At 63.3% G+C, this 16,944-nt stretch carries 11 protein-coding genes, 1 pseudogene and 1 riboswitch; of the genes and pseudogenes, 8 read left to right on the top strand and 4 right to left on the bottom strand.

The features are described 5' to 3' along the window. Positions 1-116 precede the first annotated feature (116 nt). The 3 genes and pseudogenes from P8014_RS19260 to P8014_RS19250 form a co-directional block, all read right to left on the bottom strand. Entirely contained in the window at positions 117-473 is a 357-nt protein-coding gene (locus P8014_RS19260) for a GIY-YIG nuclease family protein (protein ID WP_337818950.1), read from the bottom strand. A 357-nt stretch (positions 474-830) separates the two neighbouring features. Continuing rightward, the gene (locus tag P8014_RS19255) at positions 831-1,961 is read right to left on the bottom strand and encodes a ribonucleotide-diphosphate reductase subunit beta (RefSeq protein WP_337818949.1); all 1,131 of its coding nucleotides are present in this window, start codon (positions 1,959-1,961) and stop codon (positions 831-833) included. A gap of 76 nt (positions 1,962-2,037) precedes the next feature. Continuing rightward, positions 2,038-4,866: pseudogene (locus P8014_RS19250) on the bottom strand (ribonucleoside-diphosphate reductase subunit alpha); the annotation flags it as partial. An 800-nt stretch (positions 4,867-5,666) separates the two neighbouring features. Here P8014_RS19250 and P8014_RS19245 point away from each other — a divergent pair. From P8014_RS19245 to P8014_RS19230, 4 genes are all read left to right on the top strand, one after another. Next, positions 5,667-7,460 (top strand): GGDEF domain-containing protein, encoded by a 1,794-nt coding sequence (locus tag P8014_RS19245; protein ID WP_337818948.1) that lies wholly within the window; start codon positions 5,667-5,669, stop codon positions 7,458-7,460. Between the two features lie 99 nt (positions 7,461-7,559). Further along, positions 7,560-8,222: a cytochrome b/b6 domain-containing protein gene (locus P8014_RS19240; RefSeq protein ID WP_337818947.1), complete on the top strand. Its 663-nt coding sequence runs from the start codon at positions 7,560-7,562 to the stop codon at positions 8,220-8,222. Between the two features lie 42 nt (positions 8,223-8,264). Next, positions 8,265-8,472, top strand: a riboswitch (cobalamin riboswitch). A 124-nt stretch (positions 8,473-8,596) separates the two neighbouring features. Beyond that, complete coding sequence (locus tag P8014_RS19235) at positions 8,597-10,534, top strand: TonB-dependent receptor (protein WP_337818946.1); 1,938 nt, start codon at positions 8,597-8,599, stop codon at positions 10,532-10,534. A gap of 5 nt (positions 10,535-10,539) precedes the next feature. Next, entirely contained in the window at positions 10,540-10,947 is a 408-nt protein-coding gene (locus P8014_RS19230) for a cob(I)yrinic acid a,c-diamide adenosyltransferase (RefSeq protein ID WP_337818945.1), read from the top strand. Positions 10,948-11,039: 92 nt separating this feature from the next. Here the strand turns inward: P8014_RS19230 and P8014_RS19225 are convergent, their stop codons facing one another. Then, entirely contained in the window at positions 11,040-12,089 is a 1,050-nt protein-coding gene (locus P8014_RS19225; RefSeq protein ID WP_337818944.1) for an AraC family transcriptional regulator, read from the bottom strand. A 231-nt stretch (positions 12,090-12,320) separates the two neighbouring features. On the opposite strand from P8014_RS19225, the gene P8014_RS19220 reads away from it, so the two are divergent. The 4 genes from P8014_RS19220 to P8014_RS19205 all read left to right on the top strand — a co-directional run bounded on the left by P8014_RS19220 (position 12,321) and on the right by P8014_RS19205 (position 16,803). Continuing rightward, positions 12,321-13,622, top strand: a complete 1,302-nt coding sequence (locus P8014_RS19220; RefSeq protein WP_337818943.1) for an FAD-binding oxidoreductase — start codon at positions 12,321-12,323, stop codon at positions 13,620-13,622. 43 nt (positions 13,623-13,665) lie between these two features. Beyond that, on the top strand, positions 13,666-14,025 hold the full coding sequence (locus tag P8014_RS19215) for a cupin domain-containing protein (protein ID WP_337818942.1): 360 nt from the start codon (positions 13,666-13,668) through the stop codon (positions 14,023-14,025). Between the two features lie 91 nt (positions 14,026-14,116). After that, positions 14,117-15,568 (top strand): APC family permease, encoded by a 1,452-nt coding sequence (locus tag P8014_RS19210; RefSeq protein ID WP_337818941.1) that lies wholly within the window; start codon positions 14,117-14,119, stop codon positions 15,566-15,568. A 314-nt stretch (positions 15,569-15,882) separates the two neighbouring features. Next, positions 15,883-16,803 carry an ROK family protein gene (locus P8014_RS19205; protein WP_337818940.1) on the top strand — a complete coding sequence of 307 codons (921 nt, stop codon included), beginning with the start codon at positions 15,883-15,885 and terminating at the stop codon, positions 16,801-16,803. Positions 16,804-16,944: the final 141 nt, after the last annotated feature.

Genomic DNA, 16,944 nt, shown 5'->3' with positions numbered 1-16,944 from the left:
CCCTGGGCTATATCCCGCCCGCAGAAGCTGAGGCAAACTACTATCGGCAACTCGGGCAGCCAATCCCCATTGCCGCTTAACTTAAACCCAACAGCCTCCGCGAAAACCGGGGCGGTTCAGTCGTGAGGAAATGCCTCGGCATACTCGGCGTTTACAGGTGGCTCATGTTTGAAAATCATTGCCGCCTCACAACGAACGCGACTAGCAGATGAAACTGGAGCGAAGCTAAAGCAAAGAACTTCACCATGCGTTACATGCTTTTTCCAATCACTTAGTTTCTCGTGGTTTGCTATCCGTGACTTCACGTCACCAGATTCGCCAATATAGATTAGCTTCTTTAGTGAGACAGTTTTATTGCTTGCGTTGTGTACGCAGCTATACACACAGTAAATGCCTGATTTGTCGGGAATGCCTCCTTTAGCTGGCTCCCTCCAATAACCGTCAAATTCAAGTTCATAAGATTGTTCTGCCATTGCATTCTCCCTGGCGCATATGATCGGCAAAGATCTAGTGTCAAGCTGAGGAAGGTCGCATGAATCGCCATTAGTTCTCTAGACAGTATCGAGGTGATATTGGTTTCTTTCATGTATGGCTGTTCCACATCAGAAACAGACGGTCGAGTGACATGGTCAGATGATGGCTCTACGCCCGCTCTTGGCCGATCACAGACATCGGGGCTCGAATTACAGGCAAAATAAAGCCACTAGCAATTGCTAGTGGCTGAAATCTCGAGTGAGTCTTGGTGGCGTCAGGCGAATAGATGAGAATAATTCTCAGAATCACCAGATGCTGTGAAATGAATCACTTGTTGCTGTGACTGACACTGACAATTAATCCCAACTCAACGCCCCACCCGTCTGATACTCCGTCACCCGCGTCTCGAAGAAATTCTTCTCCTTACGCAGATTGGCTTGCTCGTCCAGCCAGGGCAGGGCGGCCTCGGCGCCGGGGAAGGGCTCTTCCTCGAGGCCCAGCTGTGCCGCACGGCGGTTGGCGACGTGGCGGAACTGCTCGACGTGCAGCTCGGCGGAGTAGCCGAGAATCGGATCGCGCAGGATGTAGCCGGCGTAGCCCGCTTCGGCGGCCTCGGCCTGGTCCCACATCTCGCGGATGGCCTTGGGGTCGGGGCGGATGCCTTCCTCCTGCATGATCTGCTTGGCCACGCGGATGCCGAAGCTGGCGTGCATGACTTCGTCGCGCATGATGTATTGCAGCTGCTCGGCGGTGCCCTTCATCAGGCCGCGGCGTTGCAGCGAGAAGATCGGGCTGAAGCCGTTGTAGAACCACGCGCCCTCGAATACGGCGGCGAAGAAGATGTAGGACATCAGGAAGGTGTGCAGCTGCTCGCGGTCGTGCAGGTCGATGTCGGTACGGCACACGGCGTCGAGGCGCTGCTGGGTCATGCGGATCTTGGCATGGATCTCGGGCACGACGCGGTAGCGGTTGTAGATCTCGCCCTGGTCGAGGCCGATGGTCTCGATGCAGTGCTGGTAGGTCCAGGTGTGCAGGGCCTCTTCGTAGGCCTGGCGGGCTTGGTAGATCTGCAGCTCGGGCGCGCTCATCTTCTCCATCACGGCGATGGCGACGTTGCGCATGGCGAGGATGTCGGCCGTGGTCAGGTAGGAGAGCACGTTTTCGTAGACGTGGCGTTCCTCGACGGTGAGCTTGTGGTGATAGTCGTGGACGTCCTGCGCCATGTTGATGTCCAGCGGCGTCCAGTGGTTCTTGTTGGCGTTGAGGAAGTACTTCCAGGCCCACGGGTACTTGAACGGGGCGAGCTGGTTGATGTCGGCCATGCCGTTGACCACGCGCTTGTCCTCGGCGCGCACGGGCAGGGCGCTGAGGTCGGAGACCGCGGAGGCGACTTCGGGCGAGGTGGCCGCGACGGCAGGCTCGGGCTCGGGCAGTTCGGCGGCCTGGTGGGCTGCGGCGGGGGTCAGCGGATCGTCCCAGTTCAGCATGGCGTGTACCTCTTTAGTATTCGTGCGTATCGCGTTCGATGGCAGCGGCCGGCGTGCGGCCGCTGCCAGTGATTCCTTACTGACAGGCTTCGCAGTCGGGCTCGAGGATGGAGCAGATCTTCGGCCCTTCGCTTTCCTCGGCCGTCATCGCCTCGCTCTTGACCGCGTCGGCGGTGTATTCCTTGGCGTGGCTGGTGCCGGGCTCGACGGTGGTCGACTTGCCGGCGTGCGTGGCGCCCATGGAACGCAGGTAGTAGGTGGTCTTCAGGCCACGTACCCAGGCCAGCTTGTACAGCTTGTCCAGCGCGCGGCCGGAGGTCTGCGCCATGTAGAGATTGATCGATTGCGCCTGGTCGAGCCACTTCTGGCGGCGCGAGGCGGCTTCGATCAGCCAGCGAGAGTCGAGTTCGAAGGCGGTGGCGTAGAGCGCCTTGATGTTTTCGGGCACGCGGTCGATGGGCTGCACGGAGCCTTCGTAGTACTTGAGGTCGTTGACCATGACCTCGTCCCACAGGTCGCGTTCCTTGAGATCGGCGACGAGGTAGGGGTTGATCACGGTGAACTCGCCCGACAGGTTCGATTTGACGAACAGGTTCTGGTAGGTCGGCTCGATCGACTGCGACACGCCGCAGATGTTGGAGATGGTGGCGGTCGGGGCGATGGCCATGGTGTTGGAGTTGCGCAGGCCCGAGGTTTTCACGCGCTCGCGCAGGCCGTCCCAGTCCAGCGTCTGGCTGCGGTCGACCTCGAGATAGCCGCCGCGGCCTTCGGCCAGGCGGTCGATGGAGTCGATCGGTAGCACGCCCTGGCTCCACAGCGAGCCGTCGAAGGTCGAGTAGCAGCCGCGTTCGTCGGCGAGCTGGGCGGAGGCCTGGATAGCGTAGTAGGACACCGCCTCCATGGAGCGGTCGGCGAATTCGACCGCGTCCATGCTGGCGTAGGGCAGGCGCAGTTTGTAGAGCGCGTCCTGGAATCCCATGATGCCCATGCCGACCGGGCGGTGGCGCATGTTGGCGCGGCGCGCCTGCGGCACGCTGTAGTAGTTGTAGTCGATGACGTTGTCGAGCATGCGCATCGCGGTGGTGATGGTGCGCTCGAGCTTGGCCGTGTCGAGGCCGTTTTCGGTCACGTGCTGGGCGAGGTTCACCGAGCCGAGATTGCACACGGCGATCTCGTCGTTGGAGGTGTTCAGCGTGATTTCGGTGCACAGGTTGGAGCTGTGCACGACGCCGATGTGCTGCTGCGGCGAGCGCAGGTTGCATGGGTCCTTGAAGGTGAGCCAGGGGTGGCCGGTCTCGAACAGCATGCCGAGCATCTTGCGCCACAGGTCGACGGCCTTGATCTTGCGGAAAACCTTGATCTCGCCGCGCTCGGCCTTGGCCTCGTACTCGGTGTAGCGGGCTTCGAAGGCCTGGCCGACCAGGTCGTGCAGGTCGGGCGCCTCGTTGGGCGAGAACAGCGTCCACTCGCCTTCCTCGGCGACGCGCTTCATGAACAGGTCGGGAATCCAGTTGGCAGTGTTCATGTCGTGCGTGCGGCGGCGGTCGTCGCCGGTGTTCTTGCGCAGTTCGAGGAATTCCTCGATGTCGACGTGCCAGGTCTCGAGGTAGGCGCAGACCGCGCCCTTGCGTTTGCCGCCCTGGTTGACGGCCACTGCGGTGTCGTTGGCGACCTTGAGGAAGGGCACGACGCCTTGGCTCGTGCCGTTGGTGCCCTTGATGTGGGCGCCGAGGCCGCGCACGCGGCTCCAGTCGTTGCCCAGACCGCCGGCGAACTTGGACAACAGCGCGTTGTCCTTGATCGCGCCGTAGATGCCGTCGAGGTCGTCGGGCACGGTGGTGAGGTAGCAGCTGGAGAGCTGCGGGCGCAGGGTGCCGGAGTTGAATAGCGTCGGCGTGGAGCTCATGAAGTCGAAGCTGGAGAGCAGCTCGTAGAACTCGATGGCGCGGCCTTCGCGGTCGATCTCGTTGATCGCCAGGCCCATGGCCACGCGCATGAAGAAGGCCTGCGGCAGCTCGAAGCGCTTGCCGTCGCTGTGGATGAAGTAGCGGTCGTACAGGGTCTGCAGGCCGAGGTAGGTGAACTGCTGGTCGCGCTCGGGCTTGAGCGCGGCGCCCAGGCGCGCGAGGTCGTAGCGGGTCAGTTCCTCGTCCAGCAGTTCGAGTTCGGCGGCGCGGCGCACGTAGGCGTCGAAGTACTCGGCGTAGCGCGCGTCCATCTGTGCCTGGGTGGCGGTGTCGGAGTGGCCGGTGATGAAGCTCAGCGCTTCGCTGCGCAGGGTGTCGAGCAGCAGACGGGCGGCCACGAAGGTGTAGTTCGGCTCGCGCTCGATGAGTACGCGCGCGCTCATCGCCATGGCCTGGCCGACGTCCTTCTCGGGGATGCCGTCGAACACGTTGCGCATGGTGTCCTTGAGGACCAGCTCGGCCTCGACGTTGCCGATGCCGGCGCAGGCTTCGTTGATCACCGCGCGTAGGCGGTCCTCGTCGAGCGGACGGCTGCTGCCGTCGGCCAGGGTCACGTTGAGTGTTGAGGCGGCGGTCTTGGGGCTCTTCTTGGCGGCTTCGGCCTCGCGCTTGGCGGCCTGTTGCGCGCGGTAGATGACGTACGAGCGAGCGACCTTGTGCTCGCCGGCGCGCATCAGCGCCAGCTCGACCTGGTCCTGGATGTCTTCGATGTGCACGGTGCCGCCGTCGGGCATGCGGCGGAACAGGCTCTCGACGACCTGCCGGGTGAGGTCGGCGACGGTCTCGTGGATACGGCTGGAGGCGGCGGCGTTGCCGCCTTCGACGGCCAGGAAGGCCTTGGTCATGGCCACGGTGATCTTGCCGGCGTCGAAGTGGGTCAGCTTGCCGTTACGGCGAATGACGCGGTACGGACTGGCGGAGGCGCTCTGTGCCTCGGTTTCGACGGGTGCGGCGACGGCGCCGACCGGGTGGGTTTCCTGGGCGGTCTGGGCTTGGTTTTCGGTCTGCATGCGCTCCCCCTGAGATGGTTCGGTGCAGGTGTGGAAGGAAGTGGCTGTCGCCTTAAGCGGACACTATAGAGTGTGGTCATGTGTGGGTCAATAACACTAGATGCTGTGGATTTGTCTGTTCGCAAGAAGGGAAAAACCTGTGGATAAGTGCCCCGGCGCAAGGCCCGGTGCGGGCTGCAGCGTTGGGGCGCGTGCGGCTTTCTCTTGGGCATAAGAAATTCATATGTGAAGCTGCGAGCCGTTCTGCGCGGGGTGGGGTGGTGTTCTTGGTTGAACTTCGCAAATTTGTGAAAAATACAGCGTGCCTCAAGAGCCCGATGGATAAGGGATGCGCCCTGGGGAAAGCGCTGGAAGCCGTTTCCATGGAGCGCAAGGCCGGCTGGAAGATCGCTTGGAAGTTGCGTGTGGTCATATGCGCGTTACGATTTTGTGCTAGGGTCGGTTTGCACCAAGGCACGGTACGCTGTTGTGGCTGTCTGGCCGCCAATCAAGGCGCGAGGAGAGTGGTTTGGTGATTCCAAATGAACGACGAGCAACGCGGAGTGGCGGCCGGGCAGACGCAACCCGTAGGGCTGGGCCGCTTTTCGCCTCCCGCGGTGTTGCCGTTCCTTATGTGGCTGGCTACATGGTGCCTGGCAGGCTGCGAAAAGCGGCTCCTGCGGCGCGACGTGTATTGGTATGAACGGACCCTGGATACCGCATCTTTGAAGTGTAAAGAGCGTTAGCCGATGTCGCCGATGTCGCCGAAGTCGACGTGTGCGACGGTGCGCGAGCTGTTGACCGCGCGTCGTCTATATGTGTTGTTCCAGCCGATCGTGGATATGCCGGCCGGGGAGGTGTTCGGCTACGAGGCATTGATTCGCGGACCGTCCGACAGCGTATTGCACAGCCCGCTGAATCTGTTCGAGTCGGCCAGCGAGTGCGGGCACCTGAGCGAACTCGATCATTTGTGCCGACGGCTGGCGATCGAGCGTTTCGTGTCGCTGGACCTGCCTGGGCTACTGTTCGTCAACGTGACGCCGGAGACCATCGTGCAGGCCGACCGCCCGCGCGGCGAGACATTGCGCGTGCTGCAGGAGCTGGGGCTGCCGCCGGAGCGGGTGGTCATCGAATTGACCGAGCACACGCCGATTCACGACTACGGTGTGATGTACGAGGCGGTCGAGCACTACCGCGCCATGGGCTTCGCCATCGCGCTGGACGATCTCGGTTCCGGTTACGGCGGTCTGCGCCACTGGACCGAGTTGCGCCCCGAGTATGTCAAGATTGACGGACATTTTGCGCAGGGCATCCACGAGGATGCGGTCAAGCGAAGCTTCGTCAGCTCGATGCGCGACATATCGCACGATCTGGGCAGCCGCCTGGTGGTCGAGGGCATCGAGTCGCGCGAGGAGTTCGAGGTGATCTCGAGCCTGGGCGTGGACCTCGGCCAGGGATATTTCCTGCAGCGCCCCAGCGCGCATCCGCCGAGCGACCTGCCGGAGCTGGCGGCGGTGCGCTGCGGTCGCGTACCGCGCCTTGAGACCACGGCCCAGAGCCTGCTGCGCCGCTACGCACCCATTGCCCCGGACATGCTGCTCACCGAAGTGGTCGACCGGTTCCAGCAGACGCCCAACCAGCGTTCGCTAGTGGTGGTCGACGAGGGCCGGCCTGTGGGCTTGGTGTGGCGCCATCGCCTGATGGACTTCTACGCGCGGCGCTACGGCCGCGAACTCTACACGCGCACGCCGGTGCGGGAGTTCATGGACCGGGAGCCGCTCGTGGTGGCGCTGGATATGCCGCTGGAGCGTATCAGTCTGCACGTGACCAGCCAGCTCGAGGCGGAGTGGGACAAGGACTTCATCGTCGTCGACGCCGACGGACTCTATCTGGGCGTGGGTGCGGTGATCGATCTGCTGCGCCGGGTGACCGAGTTGCAGGTGCGTTCTGCGCGCTACGCCAATCCGCTGACTCAGTTGCCCGGCAACGTGCCCATCGGCGAGCGGATCGACGCCATGCTAGAGAACGGCGAACCCTTCGTGGTGGCTTACTGCGATCTCGACTCGTTCAAGCCGTTCAACGATTTCTATGGCTACGCGCGCGGCGACCACGTGTTGCGCGAGCTGGGACGGGTGCTGAGCGAGGCGGTCGATCCGCGGCTCGATTTCGTCGGCCACGTCGGCGGCGACGATTTCGTGCTGGTGTTGGTCTCGGATGCCTGGGAGGCGTATCTGCAGCAGTTGCTGGAGCGTTTCGCGCAGCTGGTGCCGGATTTTTACGACGAGGCGCAGCGGCGCGCGGGCGGCGTCGCCAGCGTCGATCGGCGCGGCCAGCCGTGTTTCTTCGAGCTGCTGTCGCTGTCCATCGGCGTGGTGCGCGTGCAGCCTGCCCAGTTCCGCAGCCATCACGAGGTGGCCGCGCGCGCCAGCGAGGTCAAGCGCGTGGCCAAGCAGCTCAGCGGCAACTCGTTGTTCATCGACCGGCGTGCGGCGGACGAAGACGCTGAGGAGGCGTTGGAGAGCGCCTGCGCCGAAAGGGGCTGAATGCCGGAGCTGTACGCAGCCATGCATCCGCGCTCCGTTTAAGGTTTATTTCAGATTTTTGGCCTATCCTCGATTCGAGTTATCACGAAGGGGGCGGGTATGCAGGAACCATCGACGATCAAGGTGTGGGATCCGCTGATCCGCATCTTTCACTGGACCCTGGTCGCGGCATTCACCGTGGCCTATCTGAGCGGTGACGAACTGACTGATGTGCACACTATCGCTGGCTACGTGGTGGCTAGTGCGGTGCTGGTGCGGTTGGTGTGGGGGCTGGTGGGTACTCGCCATGCGCGTTTTTCGGACTTTATCTACCGTCCGTCCAAGGTGTTGGCCTATCTGCGCGATTTGCTGATGCTGCGTTCGCCGCGCTATCTCGGTCACAACCCGGCCGGCGGTGTCATGGTGGTGTTGCTGCTTGTCAGCCTGTTGGCGACCACCGGTACCGGTCTGGTGCTCTACGGCGGCAAGGGCGGCGGCCCGCTGGCCGGTCTGCTGGCCAGCGCACCGGCAGCGCCTGCCGCGCAGACCGCTGCCCCGGCACTGGTCTACGTCGACGACGAGCGCGAGGAGCACGGCGGGCACGAGGGTGGCGAGCACGAAGGCGGCATCATCAAGGACATGCACGAATTTTTCGCCAATTTCACCCTCGCCCTGGTGTTCGCGCACATCGCCGGCGTGTTCCTCGACAGCTTGTTGCATCGCGAAAATCTCGTCTGCGCCATGGTGACCGGGCGCAAGCGCCGCCTGCGCAGCGACGAATAGCCCGTCTCCGGCGTGCTATGCTCCGCAGCCCGGTTCCTGAAGGGACCCGGGCTGCGATCAGGTGCCCCGCGCGAGCGGGGTTGAACGGGAAGTCGGTGCCTATTCCGACGCTGCCCCCGCAACGGTGATTGGGTAAACGGTGCTCTTGACACGCCACTGTGCGCATGACGCATGGGAAGGCGAGCGCCGCGGATATATACGTCTATCCGGCCCATCAGCCCGGATACCGGCCTGGTCGCGACGTCATTGATCCGGCAATAAATATTGCCGGATCAATAGGGCTGCGGAGGGCGGTCCGGGCCGCCGCCGACCGCCTGCTGCGCCCGTTTCGATTCCTCCGTGTTGATCATGAATCCGGCGAGCGGAGGGCCGCCATGCGAAACCTTTATCTATACGGCGCCGTCGGCGCCTTGTGTCTGTCACTGCCTGTCGGCGCGGTCGCCGAGGGCATTCCCGATATCGTTATCACTCCGCTGCGCACCGAGACCTCGTTGGCCGACGTGTTGGCGCCGACCGTGGTGCTCACGCGCAAGCAGATCGAACGCAGCGGGGCGAGTACGTTGCCGCAGGCGCTGGCGCTGATCGGCGGTGTGCAGGTCAACTCGCTGTACGGCGCCGGTCTGCGGGCCAACATCAGCCTGCGCGGTTTCGGCGATAACGCTGTGTCCAACACGCTGGTTCTGGTCGATGGCCGGCCACTCAACAACTCCGATCTCGGCGGCATCGACTGGGGTGCCGTGCCGCTGGGCGACGTCCAGCGCATCGAGGTGATCCAGGGAGGCGCCGGCGTGCTGTACGGCGATCAGGCCGTCGGCGGCGTGATCAATATCATTACCCGCAAACCGCTGCGCGCCGGCGGCAGCGTCACCGTGACCCGCGGCAGTTATGGCAAGGAACGTATCCTGGGAACGCTGCAGAACCGCTTGAGCAACGGATTTTCCTATGCGTTGACTGCCAAGCAGGCGCGGGCCGACAACTATCGCGCCAATAATGCCTCCGACCAGCATGACTACCGTGCCCGGCTGGGCTACGACTACGCCGGCGGGCGGGTGTTCGGCAGCTTCCAGCGCAGCCACGAGGTGCTTGGACTGCCGGGCGGGCTGTTCGCCTCACAGGTCGCCGCAAACCCGCGCCAGACGACCCATCCGAACGACTTTGCCGACACCAAGATCAGTTCGATGAACCTGGGCTGGCGGCAGTCGCTGTCCGACTTCTGGAATCTGGCGGTCGACTTCGACCGGCGTACCAGCCGCGGCTATGGGTCCCTGTCGGGGAGTAGTTTCAGTCAGCGGCGCGATTACCGCAGTCTCAGTCCGCGCATGGTGTACGCCACGCCCGATGGCGCGCAGCTCATCTTCGGCATGGACTTGCGCAACGACCGCTACCACTTCAAGTCCTCCTACGGCGTGACGCAAAGCCATCAGCGCCTGAGCGCCGGCTATCTGCAGGCCGGTGTGCCGCTGGCGGGGCACCTGCGGCTGAATGTCGGTGCGCGCGCCGCCGAGGCGGACAATCACGTGATCGATTCGAACAGCTTCTCTTCGGGGCATAACTTCAGCAACGTCGCCACGGCCGGCGATCTGGGGCTGGCCTGGCAGGCCACGCATGCGGTCAGGCTCTATGCCCGCGTGGCGCAGGTCTACCGCTTTCCCAAGGTCGACGAGCTGACGGATACCGCAACCGGCAGCGCGGGTCTGGCCACCCAGACCGGCAATTCCTACGAGGCCGGCGCCAAGTGGGCGCGGGACGGACGCGAACTCGCGCTCGACGTTTACCGCCTCAACTTGCACAACGAGATTGCCTATGATCCGTCCGCCGGTACCTACGGCGCCAACGTCAACCTCGACCGCACACGGCGCACCGGCCTGCGTCTGAGCGCCGCAACGCCTCTGTCTCCGCGCTGGCGCCTGCACGCGGCCTATGCGTGGACCGACGCGCATTTCGGCTCCGGCACCTTCGACGGCAACGAGGTCCCGCTGGTGGCGCGCAATACGCTGAAGGCCGACTTGAGTTGGTTGCCGCGTAGCGGCCTGAGCCTCACCGCCACTCTGCGCGCACGTGACGGGAGCTACGCGGCGGGCGATTTCGCCAACGCGCTGGTGCCGCTGCCCGGCGGCACCGTGGTGGATCTGTCCGGGCGCTATGCTTGGCGCAGCTGGATATTTTCCGGGCGCATCGGCAACCTGTTCGACCGGCGCTATAGCGCCTATGCGGCCAAGGGCTACAACCCGGTGCAGGGCTATGCTGCGGAGACGGCGTACTATCCAGCACCGCGACGCAATCTCAGCCTCAGCGCGAGCTATCGCTTCTGAAGCTGGTGCTGGCGGCGGTTCCGCCGGATGACCTGGCCGCCTGTCTGCTGGAGGTGCAGCACGACCTGTTCACCCTGGGCGGCGAGTTGAGCCTGCCGGGGCAACAACTGATCGACGCCGAGGCCGTCACGCGCCTGGAGTGGTCGCTGGACGGCTTCAACGAAGAATTGCCGCCGCTACGTGAGTTCATTCTGCCCGGTGGCGGACAGGCAGCTTCGGCCTGCCATCTGGCACGCGCGGTGTGCCGGCGCGCCGAGCGCAGCGTGATCGCGCTGGCGCGGGCCGAGTCGGTCGGCGAGGCGCTGCGGCAGTATTTGAACCGCCTCTCGGATCTGCTGTTCGTGCTCGCCCGCGTGCTCGCCCGCGAGGCGGGCGAGGGCGAGGTGTTCTGGCGCAAGGCGGATACGGAGTGATGCGTGGGCGTCGTCCGCTGCCGTGTGGTCCGGCTGTGCGCTCGAGACCGCTTTGCCCGCCGTATAACGGGCTGTTGGCATTGGCGGGCCAACTACGGGAATAAGTCGTTTGAACCGTGACGGCGCGGAGGATGGCCCGTCCACGCTTTGTGGGCACGCGCAAACGCCGTCGCGTCGGCATAGCCCAGTTCGGAGGCGATGTCGGCTAGGTTAAGTTCCCCTTCCTGGAGCAGTTTCTGCGCGCGGCCGCGTCGGCAGTCCGTCAGCAGCGAGCCGAACGTGGTGTCCTGCGCGTTCAGTTGCCGTTGCAGGGTTCGCCCGGACAGGCCGAGATCGGCTGCGACGCTCGAGAGGTTGACGTCGCGGTGACCCATGCGGCGCAGAATCACTGCGGTTACCTGTCCGACGAGATCGGCCGGTTCCGTATTTAGCCGCAGATCCGAGAGATGTCGCTCCACCATGAGCGTGATATCGGTGCCCTTGTCTCCGTTGGGAGAGAGCGGTTGCAGGCGATCGAGGTCCTCTTGCCGCAGGATCAGGCGATTGGAACTTTCGCCGAAGCGGGGCTGAACTCCGAACCAGAGTTGCAGTTCCCGGACGTTGGGGCCGGGCGAATGCTCGAACTGCACTTCCACCGGTCGCCATGAGTTCCCTGCCAGACTTCGGATCAGCGACACCGTCGCCGCCAGTGAGAACTCCGCATCCTGCCGGCGCGGCCTGATCGCCTCGTTGACGATCCGATAGTCGAAGATCGCCAGTCCGCCTTCCTCGTGAAACTCGCTGAGCGTACCCCCCTGCAACGTGCCGATATGGGTGACGATGCATTCCAGCATCGCTCTGAGCGTTCGGCGGTTGGCGGCCAGTACGCCCATGGGGCCGAGTACTGAGGGTTGTGCGGTTTGTCCCAGATTCAGTCCGAGCGACGGAGCGTCCAGTACTTCGGCGGCCTCTTCGAAAAGGCCGATGTAGCGCACCAGCGGTATGAGATCGTATGGATCGGTGTCGGAAACGTTGGGCCAGCTGTGGCGGCGCAATACCGCCATGCCCTGCGTGCCGCTGGCGGTGAGTGCCGCCACCAGCGGTGAAAGTACGGAGACGCGTACGACGTCGGACGATGCTCTATTTGAGGGCGTGTTTTGCATGCGGGCACCTTAAGTGTGCATGTTTTTCAGTAACTTACTGAATTTTAAATATTTCTACGGTTTGGCGCGATATGTCAACCCTTTGGCATGAATCGTCAGGAAGCCTGGAGGGTTCCGCGGCTAATTTCGTTTGCCAGGGATTTCCGGGCGCCATGGTCCGGGAAGGAATAAACCCGATGACCTGCACGGCTGGGCATCGGTACACGAGAGGCCAAGTTTATGAACCGCTCCATGAGACAGCTTGACGCTCTGAACTACTACACGGCCACCCGTAAGTACCATCTCGAGTTCCCACGACTCGGTGAGAACATCGATGCCGATGTGGTCGTGGTGGGAGGGGGATTTTCGGGCATCAATACCTCGCTCGAACTGGCCGAGAAAGGCGTCACGGACATCGTGGTGCTCGAGGCGCGCCATCTCGGCTACGGCGGTACCGGCCGCAACGGCGGGCAGGTGATGGCCGGCATCGGCCACGATCTCGAGTTGGTCAGAAAGCATGTCGGCGAGGCGGGATTGGAGACACTCTTCGGCGTTGCCAATCTCGGCGCCGGCATCATCCGCGAACGTATCGAGAAATACGCGATCGATGCCGATTTCCGCAGCGGCTACGGCTACCTGGCGTTCAATCAGCGTCAGCGGAAAACGTTGGAGGGCTGGGCCGCCGAATTCCAGCGGATCGCTCCCGAAGACCACATCGAGTTGGTCACGGGGTCGGCGGTACGCGACGTAGTCGGGTCCGAGGCCTATTGCGCGGCGATCAAGCATATGGGAGGCGGGCACGTCCATTCGCTGAATCTGCTGCTTGGCGAGGCCAAGGCGCTGGTCGGTCTGGGTGGGCGCATCTTCGAGAACTCCCCGGCCGTGAGGGTTGAATACGGCCCGGATCACGTCGTCGTGCACACGCATGAGGGCAGCGTGCGGGCGCGCAAGCTGCTGTGGGCGTGCAACGGTTTCCTGGAGGGGCTGGAACCCGACATCTGGGGCAAGACGATCAATACCTACGCCTTTCAGGTGGCTACCGAGCCACTGCCGGAAGAAGTCATCCTGCAGATCAGCCCGATCCGCGGCGCCTATTCCGACATCCGCCCGGTGATCGACTACTACCGCGTCACCAACGAGAACCGCTTGTTGTTCGGTGCGGCCACCGATTTCGTCGAGTACGTGCCGAAGGATCTGTTCGTATGGAATAGGGCGCGGATGCTGAGAATCTTTCCCTATCTCTCCGACGTGAAGGTGGATATGGCCTGGGGCGGGCCGCTGTGCTGTTCCGTCAACCTCTTTCCGCAGATCGGCACTCTGCCGCAACGACCGCACGTGTTCTACGTGCAGGGATATGCCGGTTTCGGCGTCACGCCTTCGCACATCGTCTGCAAGGTGTTGGCCGAGGGCATGAGCGAAGGTTCGGCGCGTTACGACCTGATGAGCTCGATCCCGCATGCCTCGGTCGTCGGCAAGGAGGCTCTGCGCGTGCCGCTGCTGACGGCAGGCAAGACTTGGCATCAGCTTTCCGGTTTCTTCGCCGGCCGCCGCTGACGGCGGCCGTTCCCCGCAAACGTTACGACCAATGGAGTTCGAAATGTTCAAGATTTCCGCCGATAGCCTACCCGCGACGCTCGACGCGTGGGGCACCGTGGCCGATCTGGGGTCGATCATTCTGGAGGGCGAATGCCGGGCCAGCGGAGCGCTGGTGGCCGGTAACCCGGAGTCCCCCGTTTCCTGCGGGTGGTTCTCCGTGAGCAAAGGCAAATTCCGCATGACGTATCCATTTACCGAACACGCCGTCGTGGTCGAGGGTCGCGCGACGCTGACCGACGAGACCAATGGTGTGACGCAGAGTTTCGGGCCGGGCGACGGCTGGTTCGTCGAGAAGGGAACGGTCGTTCTCTGGGAAGTGGAAACCGACGAGTTCACCAAGAACTATTTGGCCGTCGCCTGACGGTACGCTGCGTGGAAGAGCGGTTTTTCGCATCCTGTAGTCCTTAGCGGTTGATCGTCGTCGCTGTACGGCGGCCTAATGGAGGTTCTCAATGAATACGGATTCATCTGCTACGCCGGCCAATACGCTGAAACAGGGAGCGCTTGGCGTCGGCTTCATCGTTTTCTTCGTCGTTTCCGCGGCCGGCCCTCTGGCCGCCATTTCCGGTGGTCTGCCGATCGGCATGATGCTTGGCGATGGCGCCGGCATGCCCGCTCTGCTGCTGATCGTCATCGCGATACTGTTGATGTTCTCCGCCGGCTATACCGCGATGGCCAGCCACGTTACCCACGCCGGAGGATTCTATGCCTTCGTTGCCAGAGGTTTCGGCGGCAATATGGGGGCCATCGCGGCGGCGCTGGCCATCCTCGGCTACAATGCCATGCAGATCGGTCTGTACGGCTTGTTCGGGGTTGCTGCGGCGGCTCTCGCGCACGATCTCTTCGGCCTCTCTTCGCCCTGGTGGGTATGGGACTATGTGGCCATGGTCACGATAGCCGTGCTCGGGTATCGGCAGGTGGATCTCTCGGCAAAGCTGCTGATGTTTCTGGTGGCGGGTGAATATCTGGTCGTTCTCCTGCTTGACGTTTTCATTCTCAAGGCCGGCGGCGCGCACGGTCTTTCCGGCGTGTCCTTCAGCATGCCGGCCTTGATGAGTGGCGCGCCGGCCATCGGCCTGCTGTTCTGTTTCGCATCATTCGTCGGTTTCGAAGCGACCACCATCTACGGCGAAGAAGCGCGGAATCCGGAGCGTACGATCCCTTTGGCGACCTATCTGTCGGTGCTGCTCATCGGTGGCTTCTACACCTTCTCCGCCTGGTGTCTGGTGATGGGGGCCGGAGCCGACCAACTGGTGCCGACGCTTACCAGTCTGTCCGATCCGACCACGTTCACCTTCATTCTGTCCAAACAGTACGCCGGTCAGTGGCTGTCGACGGCCATGAGCGTCCTGTTCGTTACCAGCGTTTATGCGGCGCTGCTCGCCTTTCACAATTCTTCGGCCCGCTATTTCTACTCGATCGGCCGCGAGGGACTGCTGCCCGAATTTCTCGGCAGGACGCACCCCGAGCATCAGAGCCCGCATGCCGGATCCTTGCTGCAGACCGGTCTTGCCTTCGCGATCATTACCGTGTTCGTGGCCCTGAAGAGCGATCCGGTACTTACGCTGTTTTCCTGGCTGACCAATCTCGCGACCCTCTGCGTGGTCACGCTGATGGCGTTCGTCTCCTTCGCCGTGGTGGCCTTCTTTCGCCGTCAGCCGGCTGACGGCATGGGGGCGCTGCGCGTAGTGGTGCTGCCTGTGCTGGCCGGCGCTCTGCTGATCGGCGTGCTGATACTCGCCGTGGCCAATTTCAAGGTGTTGACCGGTGCTTCCGGGTTCCTCTCCTGGGGCTTGCCCTCGCTGCTGCCGTTGGCGGCGCTCATCGGCTGGTCGCGCGCCGTGCTGCTGAAGCGCAGACATCCCGAGCGTCATGCCCGTCTCGGGGGGAGTTCGCCCGCCTGATAGGTCCGGCATCCATCCGAGATGCCTGCGGTGCAGGAATTGGATGGATGCTCTGCACGTGATCTACGTGGATTGCGGGGCTGATTCAGAGGCCGCGGATGTAGTGGCCTACCTACGCGGTGTTTCTTCCTGAAGAATTGATGCGCCTAAAACGGTAGTTCCGACAATCGGGCTAGAATCACTTCTCACCGAATAGGAAGCGCTATGAGTCCTACGATCGTCGTGCTGATTTTCGCCGCCGTGTCGCTAAATCCGGTCGCGCGTCGGGCCAATGTCACTCCGGCCGTTGTGCCCGCGCGCATGGAGCAGGGCGGATGAAGACTGCGACTCTGCGTCTTGGCGTCGACCTCGGTGGCACCAAGATCGAGGTGCTGGCGCTGGACGGTGCCGGGCGCGAGTGTCTGCGCCGACGCGTACCTACCCCGCAGGGCGACTATGCGGCGACGCTCGACACCGTCGGCAGGCTGGTCGAGAGTGCCGAGGCCGAGCTGGGAGAACGGGGCAGCGTCGGCATAGCCATCCCGGGGGCGATTTCACGGGTCACCGGCCTGATCAAGAATGCCAATTCGGTCTGTCTGATCGGCAAGCCTCTGCAGGCCGATCTGGAACATCGGCTGGGTCGCCCGGTGCGGTTGTCCAACGATGCCAATTGTCTGGCGTTGTCCGAAGCCGTGGACGGCGCGGGACGGGACGCCGAGCTGGTGTTCGGCGTGATTCTCGGCACGGGCATCGGCGGCGGTATCGCCATCGGTCGTCGGGTGCTGACCGGCGCCAACGCCATCGCCGGCGAATGGGGCCACAATCCGCTGCCCTGGCCCGAGGACGGCGAGCGTCCCGGCCCGGTCTGCTACTGTGGGCGTCGTGGCTGTCTGGAAACCTGGCTGTCCGGTCCCGGCATGGCAGAACGCCACCGCGAGACGACCGGACAGCGCTTGGACGCCGCCACTTTGGCTGCGCGTGCGACGCAGGGCGACGCTGTGGCCCGAGGTGCGCTCGAACGCTACGCGGATCGGTTGGCGCGCGGTCTCGCCCATATCATCAATCTGCTCGACCCGCAGGTGATCGTGCTCGGCGGCGGACTTTCCAACATCGACTGGTTGTACGAGGCGGTGCCTGTCCGCTGGGAGCGCTATGTATTCTCCGATCGGGTGGACACGCAGTTGCTGCCGCCGGTACATGGGGATTCGAGCGGGGTGCGGGGGGCTGCTTGGTTATGGGGTGGGGCGGATGTTTGAGTTTGTTGGGCCTGCTTGAAAGTTGGCTCATTCTTTACTGATCGAAGCCTGTTTCGTGCGCGATTCCAGGTTTGGGGCGGTTGGCGAAGCGCATGAGTTGCTCTGCGTTTGGGGTGCTTTTCGGGCGCGAATCAGCACTGG

Origin of the sequence: Acidihalobacter sp., assembly GCF_037381185.1 — a bacterium.
Lineage (GTDB): Bacteria > Pseudomonadota > Gammaproteobacteria > DSM-5130 > Acidihalobacteraceae > Acidihalobacter_A.
This window is presented reverse-complemented; position numbering and strand designations above follow the sequence as displayed.

Excerpts from the sequence above, each read along its gene's own strand:
- P8014_RS19260 (WP_337818950.1), bottom strand. The coding sequence starts at position 473 with ATGGCAGAACAATCTTATGAACTTGAATTTGACGGTTATTGGAGGGAG.
- P8014_RS19255 (WP_337818949.1), bottom strand. The coding sequence starts at position 1,961 with ATGCTGAACTGGGACGATCCGCTGACCCCCGCCGCAGCCCACCAGGCC.
- P8014_RS19245 (WP_337818948.1), top strand. The coding sequence starts at position 5,667 with ATGTCGCCGATGTCGCCGAAGTCGACGTGTGCGACGGTGCGCGAGCTG.
- P8014_RS19240 (WP_337818947.1), top strand. The coding sequence starts at position 7,560 with ATGCAGGAACCATCGACGATCAAGGTGTGGGATCCGCTGATCCGCATC.
- P8014_RS19235 (WP_337818946.1), top strand. The coding sequence starts at position 8,597 with ATGCGAAACCTTTATCTATACGGCGCCGTCGGCGCCTTGTGTCTGTCA.
- P8014_RS19225 (WP_337818944.1), bottom strand. The coding sequence starts at position 12,089 with ATGCAAAACACGCCCTCAAATAGAGCATCGTCCGACGTCGTACGCGTC.
- P8014_RS19220 (WP_337818943.1), top strand. The coding sequence starts at position 12,321 with ATGAGACAGCTTGACGCTCTGAACTACTACACGGCCACCCGTAAGTAC.
- P8014_RS19215 (WP_337818942.1), top strand. The coding sequence starts at position 13,666 with ATGTTCAAGATTTCCGCCGATAGCCTACCCGCGACGCTCGACGCGTGG.
- P8014_RS19210 (WP_337818941.1), top strand. The coding sequence starts at position 14,117 with ATGAATACGGATTCATCTGCTACGCCGGCCAATACGCTGAAACAGGGA.
- P8014_RS19205 (WP_337818940.1), top strand. The coding sequence starts at position 15,883 with ATGAAGACTGCGACTCTGCGTCTTGGCGTCGACCTCGGTGGCACCAAG.